The organism is Algibacillus agarilyticus (genome assembly GCF_003286125.1).
Lineage (GTDB): Bacteria > Pseudomonadota > Gammaproteobacteria > Enterobacterales > Alteromonadaceae > Algibacillus > Algibacillus agarilyticus.
The window spans coordinates 22,755-42,069 of sequence record NZ_QMED01000016.1 but is presented as its reverse complement, the minus strand read 5'-3'; the positions used below and the strand labels follow the sequence as shown (position 1 = coordinate 42,069).

The 19,315-nt window shown below is 39.3% G+C and carries 16 protein-coding genes; 5 read left to right on the top strand and 11 right to left on the bottom strand.

Features of this window, described 5'->3' with window-relative positions; genetic code table 11:
* Window positions 1-234: 234 nt before the first annotated feature.
* Window positions 235-987: a hypothetical protein gene (locus DPX34_RS13205; RefSeq protein WP_111978902.1), complete on the bottom strand. Its 753-nt coding sequence runs from the start codon at window positions 985-987 to the stop codon at window positions 235-237.
* Between the two features lie 70 nt (window positions 988-1,057).
* On the bottom strand, window positions 1,058-1,513 hold the full coding sequence (locus DPX34_RS13200; protein WP_157964725.1) for a hypothetical protein: 456 nt from the start codon (window positions 1,511-1,513) through the stop codon (window positions 1,058-1,060).
* 377 nt (window positions 1,514-1,890) lie between these two features.
* On the opposite strand from DPX34_RS13200, the gene DPX34_RS13195 reads away from it, so the two are divergent.
* A complete protein-coding gene (locus DPX34_RS13195; protein ID WP_198673705.1) occupies window positions 1,891-3,555 on the top strand; it encodes an apiosidase-like domain-containing protein in 1,665 nt (554 codons plus the stop codon).
* 170 nt (window positions 3,556-3,725) lie between these two features.
* Here DPX34_RS13195 and DPX34_RS13190 read toward each other — a convergent pair whose 3' ends face one another.
* Entirely contained in the window at window positions 3,726-6,179 is a 2,454-nt protein-coding gene (locus tag DPX34_RS13190) for an alpha-galactosidase (protein WP_232824733.1), read from the bottom strand.
* 439 nt (window positions 6,180-6,618) lie between these two features.
* Between DPX34_RS13190 and DPX34_RS13185 the strand changes: the two genes are divergently transcribed.
* From DPX34_RS13185 to DPX34_RS13175, 3 genes are all read left to right on the top strand, one after another.
* Window positions 6,619-6,891 carry a putative quinol monooxygenase gene (locus tag DPX34_RS13185; protein ID WP_232824732.1) on the top strand — a complete coding sequence of 91 codons (273 nt, stop codon included), beginning with the start codon at window positions 6,619-6,621 and terminating at the stop codon, window positions 6,889-6,891.
* Between the two features lie 413 nt (window positions 6,892-7,304).
* On the top strand, window positions 7,305-8,651 hold the full coding sequence (locus DPX34_RS13180) for a GH1 family beta-glucosidase (protein ID WP_111978897.1): 1,347 nt from the start codon (window positions 7,305-7,307) through the stop codon (window positions 8,649-8,651).
* Window positions 8,652-8,761: 110 nt separating this feature from the next.
* Window positions 8,762-10,111, top strand: a complete 1,350-nt coding sequence (locus DPX34_RS13175; protein WP_111978896.1) for a glycoside-pentoside-hexuronide (GPH):cation symporter — start codon at window positions 8,762-8,764, stop codon at window positions 10,109-10,111.
* A gap of 589 nt (window positions 10,112-10,700) precedes the next feature.
* Here DPX34_RS13175 and DPX34_RS13170 read toward each other — a convergent pair.
* Window positions 10,701-12,086 carry a hypothetical protein gene (locus DPX34_RS13170; protein ID WP_111978894.1) on the bottom strand — a complete coding sequence of 462 codons (1,386 nt, stop codon included), beginning with the start codon at window positions 12,084-12,086 and terminating at the stop codon, window positions 10,701-10,703.
* A complete protein-coding gene (locus DPX34_RS13165; protein ID WP_157964724.1) occupies window positions 12,087-12,248 on the bottom strand; it encodes a hypothetical protein in 162 nt (53 codons plus the stop codon).
* Window positions 12,249-12,369: 121 nt separating this feature from the next.
* Between DPX34_RS13165 and DPX34_RS21755 the strand changes: the two genes are divergently transcribed.
* Window positions 12,370-12,564: a hypothetical protein gene (locus DPX34_RS21755; protein WP_157964723.1), complete on the top strand. Its 195-nt coding sequence runs from the start codon at window positions 12,370-12,372 to the stop codon at window positions 12,562-12,564.
* A 382-nt stretch (window positions 12,565-12,946) separates the two neighbouring features.
* Here DPX34_RS21755 and DPX34_RS13160 read toward each other — a convergent pair whose 3' ends face one another.
* The 6 genes from DPX34_RS13160 to DPX34_RS13135 all read right to left on the bottom strand — a co-directional run bounded on the left by DPX34_RS13160 (window position 12,947) and on the right by DPX34_RS13135 (window position 19,153).
* Window positions 12,947-13,399: a hypothetical protein gene (locus DPX34_RS13160; protein ID WP_157964722.1), complete on the bottom strand. Its 453-nt coding sequence runs from the start codon at window positions 13,397-13,399 to the stop codon at window positions 12,947-12,949.
* Between the two features lie 139 nt (window positions 13,400-13,538).
* The gene (locus tag DPX34_RS13155) at window positions 13,539-13,784 is read right to left on the bottom strand and encodes a hypothetical protein (RefSeq protein ID WP_111978891.1); all 246 of its coding nucleotides are present in this window, start codon (window positions 13,782-13,784) and stop codon (window positions 13,539-13,541) included.
* A 311-nt stretch (window positions 13,785-14,095) separates the two neighbouring features.
* Window positions 14,096-15,583: a tryptophan halogenase family protein gene (locus DPX34_RS13150; protein WP_111978890.1), complete on the bottom strand. Its 1,488-nt coding sequence runs from the start codon at window positions 15,581-15,583 to the stop codon at window positions 14,096-14,098.
* Between the two features lie 57 nt (window positions 15,584-15,640).
* Window positions 15,641-16,663 (bottom strand): cupin-like domain-containing protein, encoded by a 1,023-nt coding sequence (locus tag DPX34_RS13145; protein WP_232824731.1) that lies wholly within the window; start codon window positions 16,661-16,663, stop codon window positions 15,641-15,643.
* Between the two features lie 84 nt (window positions 16,664-16,747).
* On the bottom strand, window positions 16,748-17,482 hold the full coding sequence (locus tag DPX34_RS13140) for a SapC family protein (RefSeq protein WP_111978889.1): 735 nt from the start codon (window positions 17,480-17,482) through the stop codon (window positions 16,748-16,750).
* Between the two features lie 126 nt (window positions 17,483-17,608).
* Window positions 17,609-19,153, bottom strand: a complete 1,545-nt coding sequence (locus tag DPX34_RS13135; protein ID WP_111978968.1) for a tryptophan halogenase family protein — start codon at window positions 19,151-19,153, stop codon at window positions 17,609-17,611.
* Between the last annotated feature and the right edge of the window lie 162 nt (window positions 19,154-19,315).

Below are 19,315 nucleotides of genomic sequence, written 5' to 3'. Positions count from 1 at the left end.
CGCTTTGATACTTCTTTTCTTAGAAAGGCTGTCCCTTATAATTTGTTAAATTTATCTTTTCTTAGATAGCCTGTCCTCGATGAGCTTGTCCTCGATGAGCTCGCGAAAAAAACAGAAACCATTATTGGGGTGCAAAGGAGCTAATCGGCCGGTGCATGTTAAACATTTTCAGGAAACGCCCTGTGCGGAGCCGCATGCAGGGTGTTGTGGGGGCTGAGGGTTAGATACCCTTGGCTACCCGATTAAGCGCGATTTTCGCCTCACTAATGTAATAATAAAATGAACAATTTCATAAAACCAAACGCCAGGAATAAGTAACCCCATAAATGCTATAAGAAAATTATTCCAGCTTGTTACGCTCAAAAATGCGAGCAGCATAATCACAGACTGCCCCGTGATAGAAACAAATAACCACTTTATACCTTTGCTGCCAGCAATCCAATTATTGAACCATACTATGGAGAAAACTAGAAACACCAGAGACACAGCTAAACTTAGCCAATCACCGATTTTCCATAATATCATTTCCATGTGTTCATTTTGTGCCCGATTAGCCCATTCATTTTTTAATCCGCTCATAGAGCTATCAGCAATCTTGCTAAATTCGCGATGGAAGTACCTACCTTTTGGCTCATCTTCTACAAGCTGAATGTATTCTTCCGCATTTGAGAAAACGTATTCACTGGACCAATACCGATTCTCTATTTCAAGCTCATAAAGACCCTCTTCATTTGATAGGTTGCGAGCCGATATTTCAAATTCTAAAATCCTCTTTGCCCATTCTGGAGATTCTTGAATAGTTGATCTTCTCGAACATGCTCCATGCGAAGGCACCTCTCGTACATAAAAAAATTCGATACAACTTCCCGAATTACACTCGGCAATTATTCGGTCATGCATTTGCGCACAGGACAATGCATAAACTTCGAAAGGCAAAACAAATACTGCCAACACGAATACGAGGTTGTAAGTTTTTAGTAATTTCATAGCTAACGCCTCGTTAAGAGGCAAATAATATGTTGGCTAAAATAAGCGACGCAGGAGTAAAAGCCAACTGTTATTTGTCCTGCTTTAACGACTTATAGTACAAGTTACGCCGATGTTTTAAATACTTAAATAGCTCGTAACACAAAATAATTAAGTAACCACCTAAACATATTTGACCTATTAGAACCATACCCGGACGACCACAAGCACCACCTGGGCCGATTATCCCATAACTTTCGAGGTTAAATAGAATAAATGGAAAATAGCCAAACCCTAATACTAAAATTGCAGGCACCCACAACCTAGATCTTTGATGGGTCAACCTTATTAAAAGTGAAATAACCGCGATTAATAGAGAGGATAAAACAAGTAAATCAAATTGATTATTATGTTCTTCAATTAAACCTTTAGGTGGAACCATACAAGCTTGAGTTGTGTATGACAGAAAACTGAATGTAAAAAATACTAGAAACTTCACCACAACTCCTTTTGTAATATAACGCTTAATCATGCGCGATTTGCGCATTTTTCTACTCAATCCGCGCGCACTTTCATACTTTATGTATTTTTAACAAATAAGCTAACGCATTGCTATTTATATTGTTTATTTGCAAATAAAAATGCGCAACTTGCGCATTTTTTTGAATAGACCATGCAAGACAGGCACATATAAAACTCTGATTTAATTCGATAATACATAAGCGAATCGACTACACATCGATGACCACCCTTGAGGCGGTTCTTGAAGTGACTCTTTAAGTCACAGTATCAAAAAACCTCAATACACATCATCAATTACATCTAAAAGCTTTAACATAAATATAAAACCGGTTACACTTTGTATACAATTAACACTTTATCTTACTGACGTGTTTCACTGTTTACCAATAGAGCCCATAATTTATGCTTAAACCTACCGGTACTAAACAAACAACTTTTAATTTAAATGATTGTTTATTCATGATTTTATTTTTATTTGCGCTGCTACCCATGTTAGCCCACGCTCATATCAAGCAACATCAATATAATCCGCAGCCGGTTAATGCTCAGCAATGGCAAGTGACCGATATTATTTTTAAAGCTCAAACCACGGTTGAAAACCCTTTCGAAAAAAATGTTTTTGCCATTATTAAAGGTGAGAAAGAACAAACAATACCGCTATTTTATAATGGCGATAACCAATGGGTTTTACGCTATTCTAGCGCGTTCATTGGCGATTTTAATTATGAAATCACTAGCGACATTAAGGCCTTTAATTACTTAAGCGGTCAATTTAACATCACAAAAAATACCAAAGAAAACCGCCGTGGTGCCGTCGTACTTAATAGTGATGATAAGCAACATTTCTATTATCAAGATGGTAGCCATTATTCAAATATGGCATTTGAGTTAGATTGGTTATTTGCACTCGATTATGGCAATAAAACACTGAAAAAAACCAACCACTTGCTTGATCTAGTTGCTAAAAATGGTTTCAACCAAGTCGTTACTACCGTTTATTCACATGATGTATCTTGGGATAAAGATCCTATACTTAAAGATTACCCTGAATATGAATATGGCGGCAGACAAGATATTTTTCCTTTTTTAGGTTCCAACGAAAACCCTGATTTTAGTGCCCTTAACATTGAGTTTTTTAAACATTACGACCGCATTATGTCTTCACTGCACGAACGTGAAATTGTTAATCACTTAATGATTTATGTGTGGAATAAAATGGTCAATTGGCCGGCGTTAGGTTCAGCTGAAGATAATCGATACTTTGATTATATTATTAAACGCTATCAGGCTTTTCCAAATATCATTTGGGATGTTTCAAAAGAAGCGTTGCACTATGAAAATACCACCAAAGGCTATATCTCAGAGCGCATTAGTCGTATCCGTCAACAAGATGCTTTTAAACGATTAGTCACCGTGCATGATTTTGGTTTTTGCGCGAATCACCCTGATGAAGTCGATTTTATTTCGACCCAAGATTGGAAACATACACTCTATACCACTATGTTAAAGGTCAGAGCGCGTTTTCCAAATAAACCGATCGTTAATATTGAACACGGGGGTTATGAATTATCACCTATTCGTGTTTTTCCGGGTGCCTATGAAGACCCCGAAGTCACCTTACGCCGCAATTACATGAACTTATTTGCTGGTGTGTATCAAACCTATTACTGGCAAGGCACGTCATGGAATGTGGTTATTCATGATCCTTTTCAAACCGGATCTCATTTTTATAAACCCAAATTTGAGTATTATGCCGTCATGAGCAAGCTGCTCGACCAATTCAACTTTGCCGATTTTGCGCCAATGCCAAACCGTAACGGTTCAGGTTATAACTTAACCAACGAAAAAACCGGCACCGTGTTAGTGTTTGTGCCCAAAGAGAACTACTCTGTCACATTGGGGTATTTAGCCAAAGGTAAAGATAAGTACCGCCTTAAATGGCTTAATACATTAACCGGTGAGGTAAACGCTGAACACGAACCTGAAGTGCACAAAGGTTGGTTTAATAATTCGCCTTGGCGAGGACAAGCCGACACCATTGTTATTGCCACCAAAATAACAAACTAAGTTAGTCCGCTAACTTGAAAAAAACGCAAACAAACAAACAAACAAACAAACAAACAAACAAAAAGGCACCGTAGCTAAAATGCGCACGATGCCTTTTATAAACGATTATACTCAAGTCACTTCAACATGCTCGTTTAAAGTGCTTGGGGATGTTTGCCTAACCTAATTTTTTATTTAACAGCAACCTTTAAAAGTTTAACGCCACTTGGCTTTAAACTAAATTGTGGGTTGAGCTCGTTTTGAGTAAATAGATCCGTTACCTGAATCGCTTTGTTACCCATTAAGCCTAAGGTTAAGTCAGCGTCATGTTTGCCTAAGTTTAAAATACTGACTAAATAACTACCATCAGCTTGCTTAACAACACGCCAGTTACAACCTTTATGTTGAGTGCCATTTTCTTCTTTAAGCGTGACTTCGGGTAAACCCGCGGCCGATGCTTTAAGTGCAACTTGACGAATTTCATCAAGATCAGCTTCACCATTTAGATTAATCAGCTGGCCTTTACCTTGTGATAAAGACTGTTTATGTTTATTACCATACTCGTCTTTACTCAAACTAGCCGCTGAATCAACAATCACCGTGCCACCTTGATCTAAGTATGTTTGTAACGCAGCGAGTTCCGCTTGAGTAACAAACTCGGTTTGATACACCACAATGCTATCCCACAAGCTGTGATCTTGTTTTTTGATGATTTTTTCGGTGGCATAACCGACAGGGAAACCATCAAAGAAAACTTTTTCATACAGTTTAAATTGCGCAGACATGTGCTTAGGTTTGTTAATAGCCGATGTTTCAGAATGAAATAAACGGATTGGACGACGTTGTTCACGTAGCGCAATCACCTCTTCCGAGAAGCTGTTTAAATCATGCATAACTTGCGTATAAGCATTCGCAATATGAGGTTGCTGGTTATTTGAACCCGCAAATGAACCCGCTAACGCAGGGTCAAAAAAGTTCATTTCACCTTCAAGCCTATCTTCGGGTGAACCATCTGGGTCACGCGCCCAAAACCACGCTAAATTAGCATCCATACCTTGCAAAGTCGCCAACCAATAAACGCTATGCACGTAATCAACCGAGGTATCTAGCTCTCGCCACCAAGATGCAGATAAAAAGTGAGATTCTGAATTAAAATGAATTTTATTCGGCGCAACCGATTCCATAAAATCATACGATGTCGCAAGCTCTTCCCAATACCACGCATAGTGCGATTGCCACTCTTCATCTTTTTTAAAGTTCAACTTACGCTTCTCACGCGTTTGAGCATCGTCACCGATCATAGAAGTCAGCTCAGTTAACGCTTCAACATCAATACCGTGCGAACGCGTATCTTCACTGAACATGTTAGGCATAATTTTTAATGACGTGTGTGCATCAGGGTTACCTTTTCTTAATTCACCTTGTAAATAAGTGAACCAATCAATACTTCTATCCATGTGGTAACGATTCCAATCGTACCAAATAGGCGTGCCCCGGGTTGCACGATCAATTGGGATCTCAATTTCAACTTTATCAAAGCTAGCAAACTGGCTGCCCCAATTTTTATTTAACTGCTTAACATCGCCTGCATATTTTTTATCTAGCCACACTCTGAATTTATTGAGGGTGTAAGACGAAATCGAATTCATCTCTTTAAATTGGTGGCTCCAGTGATTTTTTTCAGAATACCAATGCGGCTCATTTGATAAAATATAGCCCATGCGTGATACTTTTTTATCTTTAGTTAACTCACCGGTTTTCTGCGCAATTTTACCCCAAACATCACGCACTAATGGGTTATCAATATCATAGCCTGTAAATAACGATCGGCCTTTACGGGCTTCAGGTTCTTGTTTTTCTATCCACTCAGGTAGGCCCATATTCCAATAAATTAAGAAACCAATATTTTCATCTGAAATACCCGTGACTTCTTTCATTAGCTCTTCATTCCAGCTGCCATCTTCGTTCAACAAGAATGAATTAATCGCTCGGTCATGATCAACGGGATAAAGGTTTTCGCCGCCATGATAAATTGCGCCTAAATGATCGTTATAAACACGCTCATCTGATAATGGACGGCCCACTGATTTAGAAAAATAATCGTAAAGAAAAATAGGCTTGCCATCGCTAACAAACATGTTGTCGCCTGCAACCGTATTTTGCCAATCAACTTTTTTAACCGGACGACGTTTAATTTCACCTGTTAATACTTGGCTCAATTCAGCAATACCCGCATCTAAAATCTCATTGACTTTAGTGCGTTGAAAATCTGGGATTTCATCAGCAAGTTGGTCTTTTTTAGCGCGGTAAGGGCTATAAGCTTCAAACATATACGCGACGGCATCACGATTGTTTTCATCCCAATCGGCATATTTTAAAAACTCTTTGGCGAACCACATTAATGTTTCTTCGCGAGTAATATCAATACCTTTTTCTTGCGCTTGCTGCATTTGCGCTGCGAGTGTCTCTAGTTTTTTCAGTGCACTAACAACCAAAGGGTTTTGGCTAGCAATAATAGACGCTTGCACATCAACCAAGTTTTGCTTTGGTGTTTGGGGTTTTGTCGCATCATCGCCACAGGCAATTAAGCTAAACGGTAGTAACCCGATCAAGACGGCACGGGATATTTTTTTTAACATCATCATTACTCTCCGAAAGTTTCACAGGATCCATAAGGACCTCGCAACAGAATTAAAGTGATCAGCGGTTACTCTTGTTAAAGATCTAACTTTTAATTTTATACCTTTATAAACATATCATGTTTATATTGTTAAAATAAGGAAAACTTTGTTCTATTTTTAAGTTAATGAAACATTTACTGACAATAATAGGCCTAACTTATAATACTCGTTAATATAGAGAGTCGATTTTATGTGATTGACGTGAATAATTTAGCGCATAAAAATAACCATAAAGGCATGAATACAAGTAACGTAAGAGGAATGGATATGGCGAAAGTGATATTATAGTCTTCTCGCTCAGGTTTTATGGTTCATTGTCAGCGCTTACTCGCCCCAATCACATAATAGAGCATATGCTCATGGGGTCTCGAAGCTTGACGGCTTCCCCTAAAACCCGATCGCTTTGACTATACAAGGGTACATTTTAATCCCCAGCTTAGCGTTAGCCAGTATTAAACACGAATTGATATTGCATACAAAACTGACTAAGCAAGAACCCGGCTGTTTAAAATTTGAAGTCACTCCCGATAAAACCCAGCCAAATAAGCTTAATGTTTATGAAGAATTTATTGATCAATGCGCCTTTGACCAACATCAAGCCAGAGTAAAAACCTCGCAATGGGGAAAAATGACGACTCAAGTAGAACGGCACTATCAAATAACATACATTGATTAATTTTAAAACGGGTGACCATATTCTTCAAAATGCATAAAAGCTCATGCCAATTTAAGCTTAAGTATTAATACGTTTAATTTTTATAATGCGTTAAGCCACCAAAAAATGTAAGCGATACCATTTTAAAGCCTAAATTGAATAAAAACTGACTTACTTAACAATAAAAAAACATTGTTAAATGATATAAATGTAACCACAAACCAATTACCCAAAATTAAACCATTTAAAATCAATATCTTAACATATGATAAAAATTTAAAATCACTTTTTAATAAGATAACGAAAAGCTTAAAACATAAATGTTAATAATATGTTTTAAATAATACGGTTGACTAAATGATGTGACAAACCTATGATAAACAAATGTAAGCGCTTTCAATTAAACTAATTTGATACAACGAGCAATAGACAATATGAAAATATCATTACCAGACCATTCAACGATGCGAACCAAAGAGTTTATATACGGCGTCGCGACGGCATCTTTCCAAGTTGAAGGTGACTCAGATTCTCGCCTACCTTGTATTTGGGATACCTTTTGCGCGACACCTAATAAAATAGCCGATGGCTCAGATGGGCATCAAGCCTGCGAACACATTAAACGTTGGGAAGATGATGTTGAATTAATCGATAGCTTAGGTGTTGATGCTTACCGCCTTTCTATCTCTTGGCCACGCGTTATGCACGAAAATGGCACATTAAACCAAAGTGGTGTTGATTTTTACATTGCATTACTCGATCGACTTATTGAAAAGGGTATCAAACCGTTTGTCACTTTGTATCATTGGGATTTACCACAATACTTAGAAGATCAAGGTGGATGGTTGAATCGTGAAACGGCTTATCATTTTAGAGATTACGCCGATTTAATCACCAAAGCGTTAGGTGACCGAGTGCATTCATATGCCACTTTAAATGAACCTTTTTGCAGCTCGTTTTTGGGCTACGAGATAGGCATTCATGCACCAGGCATAAAAAGCAAACAAAAAGGCCGTCAAGCGGCACATCATCTTTTATTAGCGCATGGTTTAGCCATGCCCGTGATCCAAAAAAATAGCCCTAATTCACTCAATGGCATCGTGCTTAACTTTACGCCCGCGTATCCCGAATCAACCAGCGAAGCAGACCAAAAAGCGGCCGATATTGCCAATGATTATTTTAACCAATGGTATATAAAACCGTTATTTGATGCCGCCTACCCAGACTTATTAAATCACTTACCCGAAAGTGATAGACCGGTTATACAAGCGGGTGATTTAGCGATTATTTCGGCACCACTTGATTTCCTTGGGGTAAATTTTTATACGCGCTCGGTTTACCGAGCTGTCGATAAAAATGAGCAAAGCGATTATGATTTTGTTGACGTTGATGTGCCTGATGTTGCTCGCACCGACATCGGCTGGGAAATATATCCACAAGCGTTTACCGATTTGCTTGTTGATCTCAACACGCGATACGATTTGCCACCTGTGTATATCACCGAAAATGGTGCCGCATTTGATGATAGTATCGATAAAGAGGATCCAACCCATGATGTTGCACGCATTGAATATTACAATAGCCATCTTAATGCGGTGCATAATGCAATTGAAAAAGGTGTTGATATAAAAGGTTATTTTGCTTGGAGCTTAATGGACAACTTTGAATGGGCTGAAGGCTATTTAAAACGTTTTGGTATTGTGCATGTTGATTATGTCAGCCAAAAACGAACTATCAAAAATAGTGGTAAAGCATATCAAGCATTTATAACCAACCGCTAACAAGCAAACCTCGACCCAGTGACCCTATACACAAGTAATTCTAGGTCCAAGTGACTGGTATAAAAATTAGCTTAACATAACAATAAATAACAAAGCGCCCGGAGAGCAACATGGTTAGTGTAAAAGAGAAAATAGCGTACGGCCTTGGCGATACTGCTAGTAACATCATTTTTCAAACAGTGATGTTATTTTTAACCTATTTTTATACCGATATTTTCGGCTTAGCACCGGCTGTTGTCGGGACTTTATTTTTAGTGGTGCGGGTATTTGATGCGATCACCGATCCACTCATGGGCGCATTAACCGACCGGACAAAAACGCGTTGGGGTAGCTTCAGGCCTTACATTTTATGGCTTTGTGTGCCTTTTGCATTAATTAGCGTATTAGCGTTCACAACCCCCGACTTATCAGATTCAGGCAAAATTATTTATGCCTATATCACGTATACCTTACTTATGATGGTTTACACCGCAGTCAATATTCCTTATTGCGCATTAGGTGGCGTGATCACCGCCAATGTTGACGAGCGTGTTTCAGTGCAATCGTACCGATTTGTATTTGCCATGCTTGGCGGCATTATAGTATCGGCCTTTACGCTACCCTTGGTTGAATATTTTGGCCAAGGCGATAAAGCATTAGGTTATCAACTTACCATCGGTGCCATGAGCTTAATGGGGCTAGTGATGTTTTTAATTTGCTTTATGGGTACAAAAGAACGTATTGCGGTACCGGCCGATCAAAACACCAATATCAAACAAGACTTAAAAGAATTATGGAAAAACGATCAATGGCGCGTGTTATTTATCGTGGGTGCAGTATTGCTAACTGGCATGGTTTTGCGTAACACCTTAGCTATTTTTTACGTGAAATATTATTTAGGCTTAGAAGATTTTATCACCACGTTCATCACCATAGGCATGGTGGGTAATATCATTGGTTGTGCACTTGCTCAACCACTGGCTAAACGCGTGAATAAAATTAAAGCTTATATCGTATTGCAACTTATCGCCGCGGTGATTTGTGTTGCAAGCTTTTTTGTAGCCCCCGATCAAAGCTATTTAGCTGCGGCAATGTTCTTTTTTTGGGGCTTTTTTATTAACATGGGTACACCGTTATTATGGTCTAAAATGGCCGACACGGTTGACTATGGTCAATGGAAATCAGGTGTGCGCATAACGGGTATGGTGCATTCGTCTGTTATATTTTCTATCAAGCTAGGGGTTGCCTTTGGTGGCGCGATTGGCGGCTGGTTATTGGCTTATTATGGTTATCAAGCTGATGTTAAACAAAGCACAGAAACGATGACGGGCATTGCATTATCGTTCACGATATTCCCTGCTATTGGCTCAATATTGGTCGCCTTATTAATGCGTGGCTATACGTTAGATTCAGCTAAATTAAAACAAATACAAGCCGATTTAAAACTGCAAGAGCACCCAGCGCTTAAACTAAAACAATAACTCCCCCCGTATGTTGGGCTAAGGCATGAAGCCCAACATACACCTTTCAACATACACTTTTTCAACGTTCAACAATCCCACGTCTTCAGCACAACAGATTCGCTCTCACCTGACTTTTTCACGTTTAAATAAGACAATCATGAAAACTATCTATGCCTGTCCGGCATAGCATTTTTAAATGTTTGAGTTTAAATGTTGGGGTTTAAATAACAGAGCAGTCTTAGCCACAGCATTCGCGTAGGTTGGCGCTAAGCTTGCGCAGCCCAACGTCACGCAAGGTGTGTATTAATATGACAATTTTAGGGTTAACCGTGTGTGTTGGGCTTCATGCTTCAGCCCAGCCTACTCGGTTTTAAATGTTGAGGTTTAAAGAACAGAGCAATCTTAGCCAAAGCATTCCCGTAGGTTCGCGCTAAGCTTGCGAAGCCCAACGTCACGCAAGGTGTTTATTAACATGACCATTTTAGGGTTAACCGTGTGTGTTGGGCTTCATGCTTCAGCCCAACCTACTCGAGCAAAACAGGTATAGTTAAACCTATAACCTGAACGGGACAGACATCATCATTAAACCGGCTATCAACAAAACAGCTTAAATCGTTGTTAGCTGATAGTGAATGTTTGCTGGGTGCTTTCCTGCGCTACTGGTCACTTGCATAAAATCTAGCCAGTCTTCCATACGCTTTTTTAATGTTTCAAATAACTCGTTAAAGCGACCTAACTCTGATTCTGGTATTTGCATATCAATATAAACAACAGCGTTAAATTGACTGTTACGAGTGTCAATACCATCATATATACTTGCACCGAAGTCTGTATATATTTTACGCAACTCCACTTCACCAATACGAATAACGGAGTCGGCATTATCACCTTTTAACGTAAGTTGGTAGCTTTGGGTTCCATCTGGGTTATTGACTGTTGTGCGGGTATACTCTGGCTCATTAACGTATTCAATAATGTCATCGTTCAATACCTGAGTCCTGTTGATACGAATAACGCCGTACTCGGCCAACCGCCTAGAGCAAACCGGAATAAAAATATCATCGCCAACCAAATAAGGGTGGTACTGACTATTTAATATAAAATTATTTGGGAAGACGAGTATCCCTAATTGCTGCGTCAGCTCTAAGTCAAAAAGATAGGCTTTTTCATCACTATAGTTAAATAGGTAAGCATAGTTGCCATCACACCATACAATATTATTACCATAATTTTCCCCTGCTTGGGTGTCACGGATTAATTCTCCAGTTTCAGCATTAAGCGCTGCTACTTCGTTTCGATGGGCGACATAAATAATGTCTTTATGTACATAAAAATCTTGAATTGAGTGGAAGAATTCGTAATACCAGTTTTCTGTTCCGTCATTTAAATCGAGTGAGGCAATGGCACCGTTAAGTCGAACTCTATCTGGAGGGCAGCCTGCGGGATTGCGGTCTGAGCCTAGTGAAGCAATAAGATCGTTCCTTTTGCTGTTGGTATAAACTTTATTTTTGCTTGTTGGACGCCACTGTTTACTATATGTGTACGTCCATGCTTTTCCTTTTGCAAACTCTAATTTTGAAACAGATTTTTTCCAATCAAGTTCAATTATCTCTCCACCTGTTTGAGTAATTCCGTTTTGAGATTTGAAATCCCAAAATCGATTTGTTTCCGAGTCAACTACAATCCAACCTTCTTTATTTCTTAGATTTGGATAATAACTAAATATATATCGCCTCGAGCTACATATCTGCTTTTTAATCTTTTTAGGTGGGGTTTCGCTGCTGTGCTCGAACTCTCCACTATCTGGTAAAAATTTAAGGACTTCCTCGTTATTTACCCAAAAATTAAAATTGGAACGAGTGAATACTCCATAATCATGTCCAGAATAAAGAGTAAATACACCACTTTCTGACATTAGCGACATTGCCGACAACAAATAATTTGAAGTCGTAATAATGTCAAGTATTGGCTCACTATTGCGTATAATTTTCATTTAGTAGTCACCGACTTCAAATATTGCGTCTAAATTGCCAGCCAAACTAGCATAAAGTTCATCCAATTCGTCATCTGAATAACGTTTCCTTGTGCTCTTTATTATTTGGTCAAAATTATCATTCAAAGCTTTCTTCGCAACACTTCTTATTTCTTCAAGCATTCCAGATGCCCGTTTATCAAACATCCACTTGATAGGTGTACCATTGGCAGATCGAGTAGGACAGGCATATATAACCTTTTGATTTTATTTGATATTAAATAAGTTCATCGACTATGCATCAATGACTGTCCCGCATGAACACTTCAGAAACGATGACGGGCATTGCATTATCGTTCACGATATTCCCTTCCCTGCTATTGGCTCAATATTGGTCGCCTTATTAATGCGTGGCTATACGTTAGATTCAGCTAAATTAAAACAAATACAAGCCGATTTAAAACTGCAAGAGCACCCAGCGCTTAAACTAAAACAATAACTCCCCCCGTATGTTGGGCTAAGGCATGAAGCCCAACATACACCTTTCAACATACACTTTTTCAACGTTCAACAATCCCACGTCTTCAGCACAACAGATTCGCTCTCACCTGACTTTTTCACGTTTAAATAAAACAATCATGAAAACTATCTATGCCTGTCCGGCATAGCACATGTCCGGCATAGCACAATAATCTAAGAAACGTGAATAAATCCCCCGATCAACTCACTCATTTATCAAACACAATGTAGCCAAAATCGGTTAAATCTTTCTTTTCTTAGAGCGACTGTCCCCGATAGTTTGTTAAATGAAGGTGACGTTATTTAAAAAGTAATATGCCACGGCTTTTGATACCTATATTGGCGATTTATCCCGTTCATCATCACGGCGTAGTATTCACTTCAATAACAGTAAAATCTTTCCTATTACACATAGAAGATCGTTCGTCTTTATATATATATAAGCGAAAATGCATCTCGTCATCCGAACATATATCTAGCTTTTTATCTGATGGCGCAACAACCTCTGTCGATACATGCCAAACTTCAGCGGGAAATAAAATTAACTCACTTAAACCCCAAGACATGCCAAATAGCACACCACTGCCTTGATATTTATTACTATCAAATACATAGCCTTTAACTTGATACGTATCGCAGCGCTCATAAAACACGCTTTTGCAAGAATGTAGCGGCTTCCCAAGCTGCTGAGTGATAGCCTTGCGCGAGTACTCGTCGGTTAGCGCTATATCACTGTACTGTGCGTTGCGCTGCATCATTGATGAGCAGCCAGTTAGCACCCAACTTAAAATAATTAAACTTAATAAATGCTTCATGGCACGCGCAATCCCTTCGTTAATCATCAAATGTTTGACTGTATGTGGTATCAACTAACTTTTTACAAATAGTATTATCTGTGGCCATAAAGTATTGCCAGTGTTCATAAACATAGTCGTAAGACCAATCCTCAAACCTTCATTTGTGTTGCGTGAACACCCTGTAAATTGGCACTTCTTGTTCTACCGAGTCAATAGCCTTACGCAAATATTGCCAAAATGTTGGATTATCTAAAATGCTTTGCTGTAAATGTGGAATAAACTTATAGTCTCCGCGCTCATAAACAGCCAATAACACGTTTAAATTTTCGAAATTTTCCTGTTCTATTTGTTTTAATAGATCATCAACATCAATCATCTCTAGTAACCCAAGTTGGTTAGCCATTCAATAGTTAAATGCTAACAAAGTTAGGTTTTCTAACCTGTCAATCTTGACTAGTTTGGGTTAGCGCTATTCAAGCCAATGAGTGAAGCTCTTCACGCCGGGCTATTCAACAGGGCAAGATTATAAGCGCTCAAAAATCGACCATTAGCAAACCGCTTCTTGTTTAAATTCTACGGTATAGTGTTTATTTTTTTTTAATCATATTCACCTCAATAATAGGATTATAATCCTTTATTGAAGTGTCCGGTTAATTCAACCACAACATTGTCTAAAAGGCGACATCAGCCTTTCTTAAACTAGCAACAAATAAACTAGCGACAAAAATGCTGTATAAACTCCGCGTGGCTGGGCAAGCTTTCAACGGTTGAATCAATATTGTGTTTGATATGTTGTAAAAAATTAGTCAGTTCTTCTTGGCTCATGTTATCAACAATAGGGTGATAACTTTGTGGTGTTAACCCTTGGCCTATCATGACTTGCATCCATGAGTCTTCAAACAACTCATTGTTTTCGCGGAATACCCGTCCGGTTTGTTTAAACAATTCAATTTTATGTTTAAGGGTATCGGGTATATCCATACTGCGGCAATGCTGCCAAAAGTCACTGTCTTTTCGCTCGGTGACACAATAGTGCAGAATAATAAAATCACGGATCCGTGCGGTATCAAATTTAGTTTGACGATTAAATTCGTCTACATCAGCTTGCTGCACCCCCTTTTGTGGAAACAAGCGAATTAACCGAATAATAGCCTGCTGAATTAAGTGAATACTGGTTGACTCAAGAGGCTCTAAAAAACCGCTTGATAAACCAATAGCGATGCAGTTTTTCTTCCAATGCTCACGTCGAGTGCCCGTTCTAAACTTTATAACACGAGGATCGGTTAAGGGTTCACCTTGCAAGTTGTTCAGTAACGTTTGACGCGCTTGATCATCGCTCGCGTATTGGCTGCTATAAACAATACCATTACCCACTCGATGCTGTAACGGAATACGCCACTGCCAACCAAATTGATGCGCAATTGATCGCGTATAAGGTATAGGCTTTTCAACCGCTTTGGTTTGCACTGCAATTGCGCTGTCACACGGCAACCAATGCGACCAATCTTCAAAGCCACAATGTAAAGCACCGCCCATTAACACCGCTCGTTGCCCTGTACAATCTAAAAATAAATCGCCTTCAATCACGTTACCTGACGCTAAGGTTAACGATTTAATATCACCTGATTCTGGCGCTAAGTTAACTTTTTGTATTTTGCCTTCAACTCGTTTCACGCCGTGTTTTTCGCTTAATTTGCGTAAAAATTTAGCATAAAGTGAAGCGTCGATATGGTAGGCATAATTCAAACCATTATTCGGTAATTGCGCAAACTTGTTTTGCTTGGCCGCAACTTGTTCAAGGCAATATTCACCAAATTCGCCAGCAATACCTTGCTCACGGCCTTTTTGCCAAAAATGCTGAAAACCAGCAGCCCAGCAGTCTTTACCGGTCACGCCAAATGCATGAATGTAGTCTTTATTGATATCGCGCCAATTCTCAAAATTAATACCGAGTTTGAATGTGCCTTGTACTTCGCGTAAAAATTCCGCTTCGTTTATTTTTAACAATTGATGATAATAAACAAGTGTAGGAATAGTCGCTTCGCCCACGCCTACCGTCGCGATTTCATCGGATTCGATTAACGTAATATCTAGATTTTTACCTATCAGCTTTGAAATTGCCGCGGCAGCCATCCAACCAGCAGTGCCGCCCCCTGCGATCACGACTTTTTTAATTTTTTGTTGTGGGTTATCGATTGGCATATTGGGTCTCCAATGACTTAATTCTTATTTGTTGTGTGAATGGATACATAACCAAGGTTATCGATTAAGGTTGTTGAGTAACATTGCGCGAATTTGCCGTGCTGCAATTGGGCTATGTTGCGCTAAAATACCTAACTGTTCTTCGGGTATATGTTTAAGCGCTTGTGGATCGTCATTAAATACATAGTAATCAAACATGGCTTTGCAAGCTTGTTTTTGCGGAGCCGGTAAATCACGAATATTCAGCAAAGCATGTAACAAGGCGTCTTGTGGCGACCCCATGTAGTTTGCTGTTTGCTGCCACCAATAATTAACCAATACATTAAACTCAGCTAAAGCTTCTACATGATGCCACCAAGAGCTTGGTATAAATACAGCATCGCCGGGTTCAAGATCGGCAATCAATGCACCTTCAAGCGCTTGAGCAAATTTGGGGTGTTGCTTAAAGTCAGGGTTGTGAAAATCAACCAAGCTAATCGCCTGCCCTGCCGGGGTTAAATCTAGCGGCCCAACATAAAGGTTTGCAAGCTGATCGGGCGGAAACAAAGTAAAGCGCCTTTGACCAGCCACACAACAGGCGATGTTTTGCGGAAAATCTTGGTGTGCCGCGATCCGACTTTTATTGCCCACCCAAATACTGACATGAGGCTGCATCTCATTTAACCAGGGTAAATTATTATGCTGGGTAAAAGTCGGTAACAATGAATCAATATGAGCCGACCCCACATAAAAAGTATGCGGGTTTTCTTTACCTTGTTGTTTTAATAGTTCAGTTAAAATGTGGTCAAATTTAACACTGTGTTTATTAAAATTAAGCGCGGTTAAATCATCATTATAAAAAAAACGACCATTGATTTCAGGCTCGCCAACAAAAGCGCCAATCGGCTTTCCTTGATATAAATCGGCAAGGTGTTGACAAAACTGCGCTGTAGATTGCTGTGCTAAAGCCACACTCGGCCAATGTGCGATTAAGCCTTTTAAAAGATAAGGTTGATCACCTTGTAAAACCGATGATAATGGTTCGGCAACTAAATCGACAGCCGTATCGCGGCAATCAATTATCGGCATTTTTTGAGTCATATTATCTTTAACCCGCTACATATAAAGCAAAGTAAGTGCTTACATTTTATTTAAAGTTAATAAAATTTAATGATTGATAGCCACTTATCGTGCAGCCGCTTTGTTAGTGAGTATTTTGTCTTTACGATTGATCAACTTTTTGATTTGTGAGTGCGAAGCAATCACCATATAGATTAAACGCAGTAAACCACTGCTATTTAATTGTGCCAATTGCTCTGCCGACAGTTCATGCAGTTTTTCTTCGTTGATGGTATAAAAACCACTTAACCGATTATTTGAACCATCGGTTAGTTGAATATCAAGATTAAACGCTTCAAGTAATTGCAGCTCAGCCATCTTTTGCATAAACAAAGCCGTTGTACTTTGCGAATCATCAATGGCTTTTAATATATTGCTGACATGATTTAGGTAATCTGAATTGCCTCCGTGCTCTAAAAAAACAGCGGTGCCGGTTTCAGTACCAACACGTGGGCTATCGAGATCGATATGGATCACGGAATTTTTATTACCTTCCGCATCTTCTTGAAAACCGATATAGAAAGGTTCACGCTCTACCATTAACGGAATGTAATCCGCGTCCCAACCACCGTCTTTTAAATATAAGTTCTCTTCTTTCTCAAAGCCAAACATCGCTAAGGCATAAAACTCACCGGACTCAGGGTGACGATTAAAAAAAATAGGATAGTCGGCTTGTACGTGCTGAAACTCAAACGGGAATACCAAGCTATACATCACGTTGTTACCCAATGCGGCAGACTTCGTAGTGTCGATTTTTAAGTTTGGATGATCAATATTATTAAGCAATGCTTGTTTAGCCATAATCAGTCTCTTATTGTTGTCATTTATTTTAAGTGTTTGTAAACACCTACTTCTTTTATATCTCTAACTAGCGTTGAGTTTTATTAAATAATAAAAATAGGAAAACCTTAATTTTCACTCTCAACTTTATCTTTTATATTGTGCACAAAGCTGCTCAATCAATTGCCTATTTTGCGGTAAACCGGCGACATATTTATCGATAGTTTGACGGTTTTGATTAAATAAAGCGTCAAGCATTTTAGGGTTTTGATCATGCTTTAGATGGTTGCTCATCTGTTTTTTAAAACCCATGCCATACAATACATACATGTAACTCGATGAAGGAAAAATCTCTTCTATTTCAGAAAAGTCATTATATGAAGGTTCTTGATAGCGCCATAACTCAAGCAATTGCTGTAAACGCTCAGGGATAGATTCAGCCATACAATGATCACGCCAATAAGCGGTATCGGTTCGTTCGGTTAACACATAATGTAATTTTAAAAATTCAATAATGCGCTGCCAACGCAAATTAAAACGTTGATTAAAGCGTTCGCCAATAATGGGCATTACGCTTAAATTTGCCGGTAAATCTTTGCTGATCATATTGGCTGAAAGCTCAACTAACGCTAACGCTGATGCTTCAAGCGGCTCAATAAAACCGGCAGACATGCCCACGCCAACACAGTTTTTATGCCAAAACTCTTGTCGATGGCCAGGGTTAAAACTAATTTTTCGTACGTTTACATTGGCGTCATCTAAGCTCTGGCCAATATAACGACGTAAGGTTTGCTCAGCGGCTTGGTCAGTCGTATGTTCACTTGAATAAACATACCCAACCCCTTTACGAGTCGGCAAGCCAATATCCCAAATCCAACCGGCGTCTTGCGCCGTAGACACCGTGTGCGTTTTAATGGGTGAATCAACCGCCGGATAAGGAATTTGAGCCGCTAAAGCACAGTCGTTAAATAATTGATGCCGACGGCTAACCAATGGCACTTGATAATGATCACCTAACAGAATCGCCGCAGACCCCGTGCAATCAATAAAAAGCTGGCCTTTAATATCGCCTTGCGCGCGCGTGGTCACCGAACCAATATAACCATCAACTCGGTTATTGATGGCCGTAACGTGATCACTTACATACCTGACACCCAACTTTTCACAACAATGCTGCTTAAGCAATTCAGAAAACTTACCGGCATTTAAGTGATAGCCATAATTAGCCACCGCACCATATTCTGGCGTTTGGATTTGCTTAGGTGCTAAACCCGCGTCACAAATAGCCGCTTGCGGGGATGCAAACTGGGCAAATGGCATATTGGTATAATGCGCTTGCCAATAATCAACCGCTTGGCACTTACCAATAAAATGCGGTAATACAAAAGGATGATAATAGCGATCGTCGGTAGCACCATTGCGCCATCCCACAAATTCAGAGCCTTGCTTGAAAGCGGCATCGCAACAGGCTAAAAATTGTAATTCACTGATGCCTATTTTTTCTAGCGTGCCACGCATGGTTGGCCATGTTCCTTCACCGACCCCAATTGTTTTAACATCGGGCGATTCAATCAAGGTCACGTTTATACCGTGTTCATGATAAGCACAATGATCGGCAGCCAAAATACCGGCCGTTAACCAACCCGCCGTGCCACCACCCACAACAACAATATCACTGACTTGATTGTCGATAAGTTCGCTTTTCACTTTATTCAAACGGTTTAAACCTTTTTAAAGAGTCGCTATTAACTTAAGCGTATAAGTTTAAGGTGAATAATTCTACTGGTTAAACGCAAATAGCCCCTGCTTAAATCAACGAGGGGCTATATTAACTTCTAATAATATTTAAGGTAT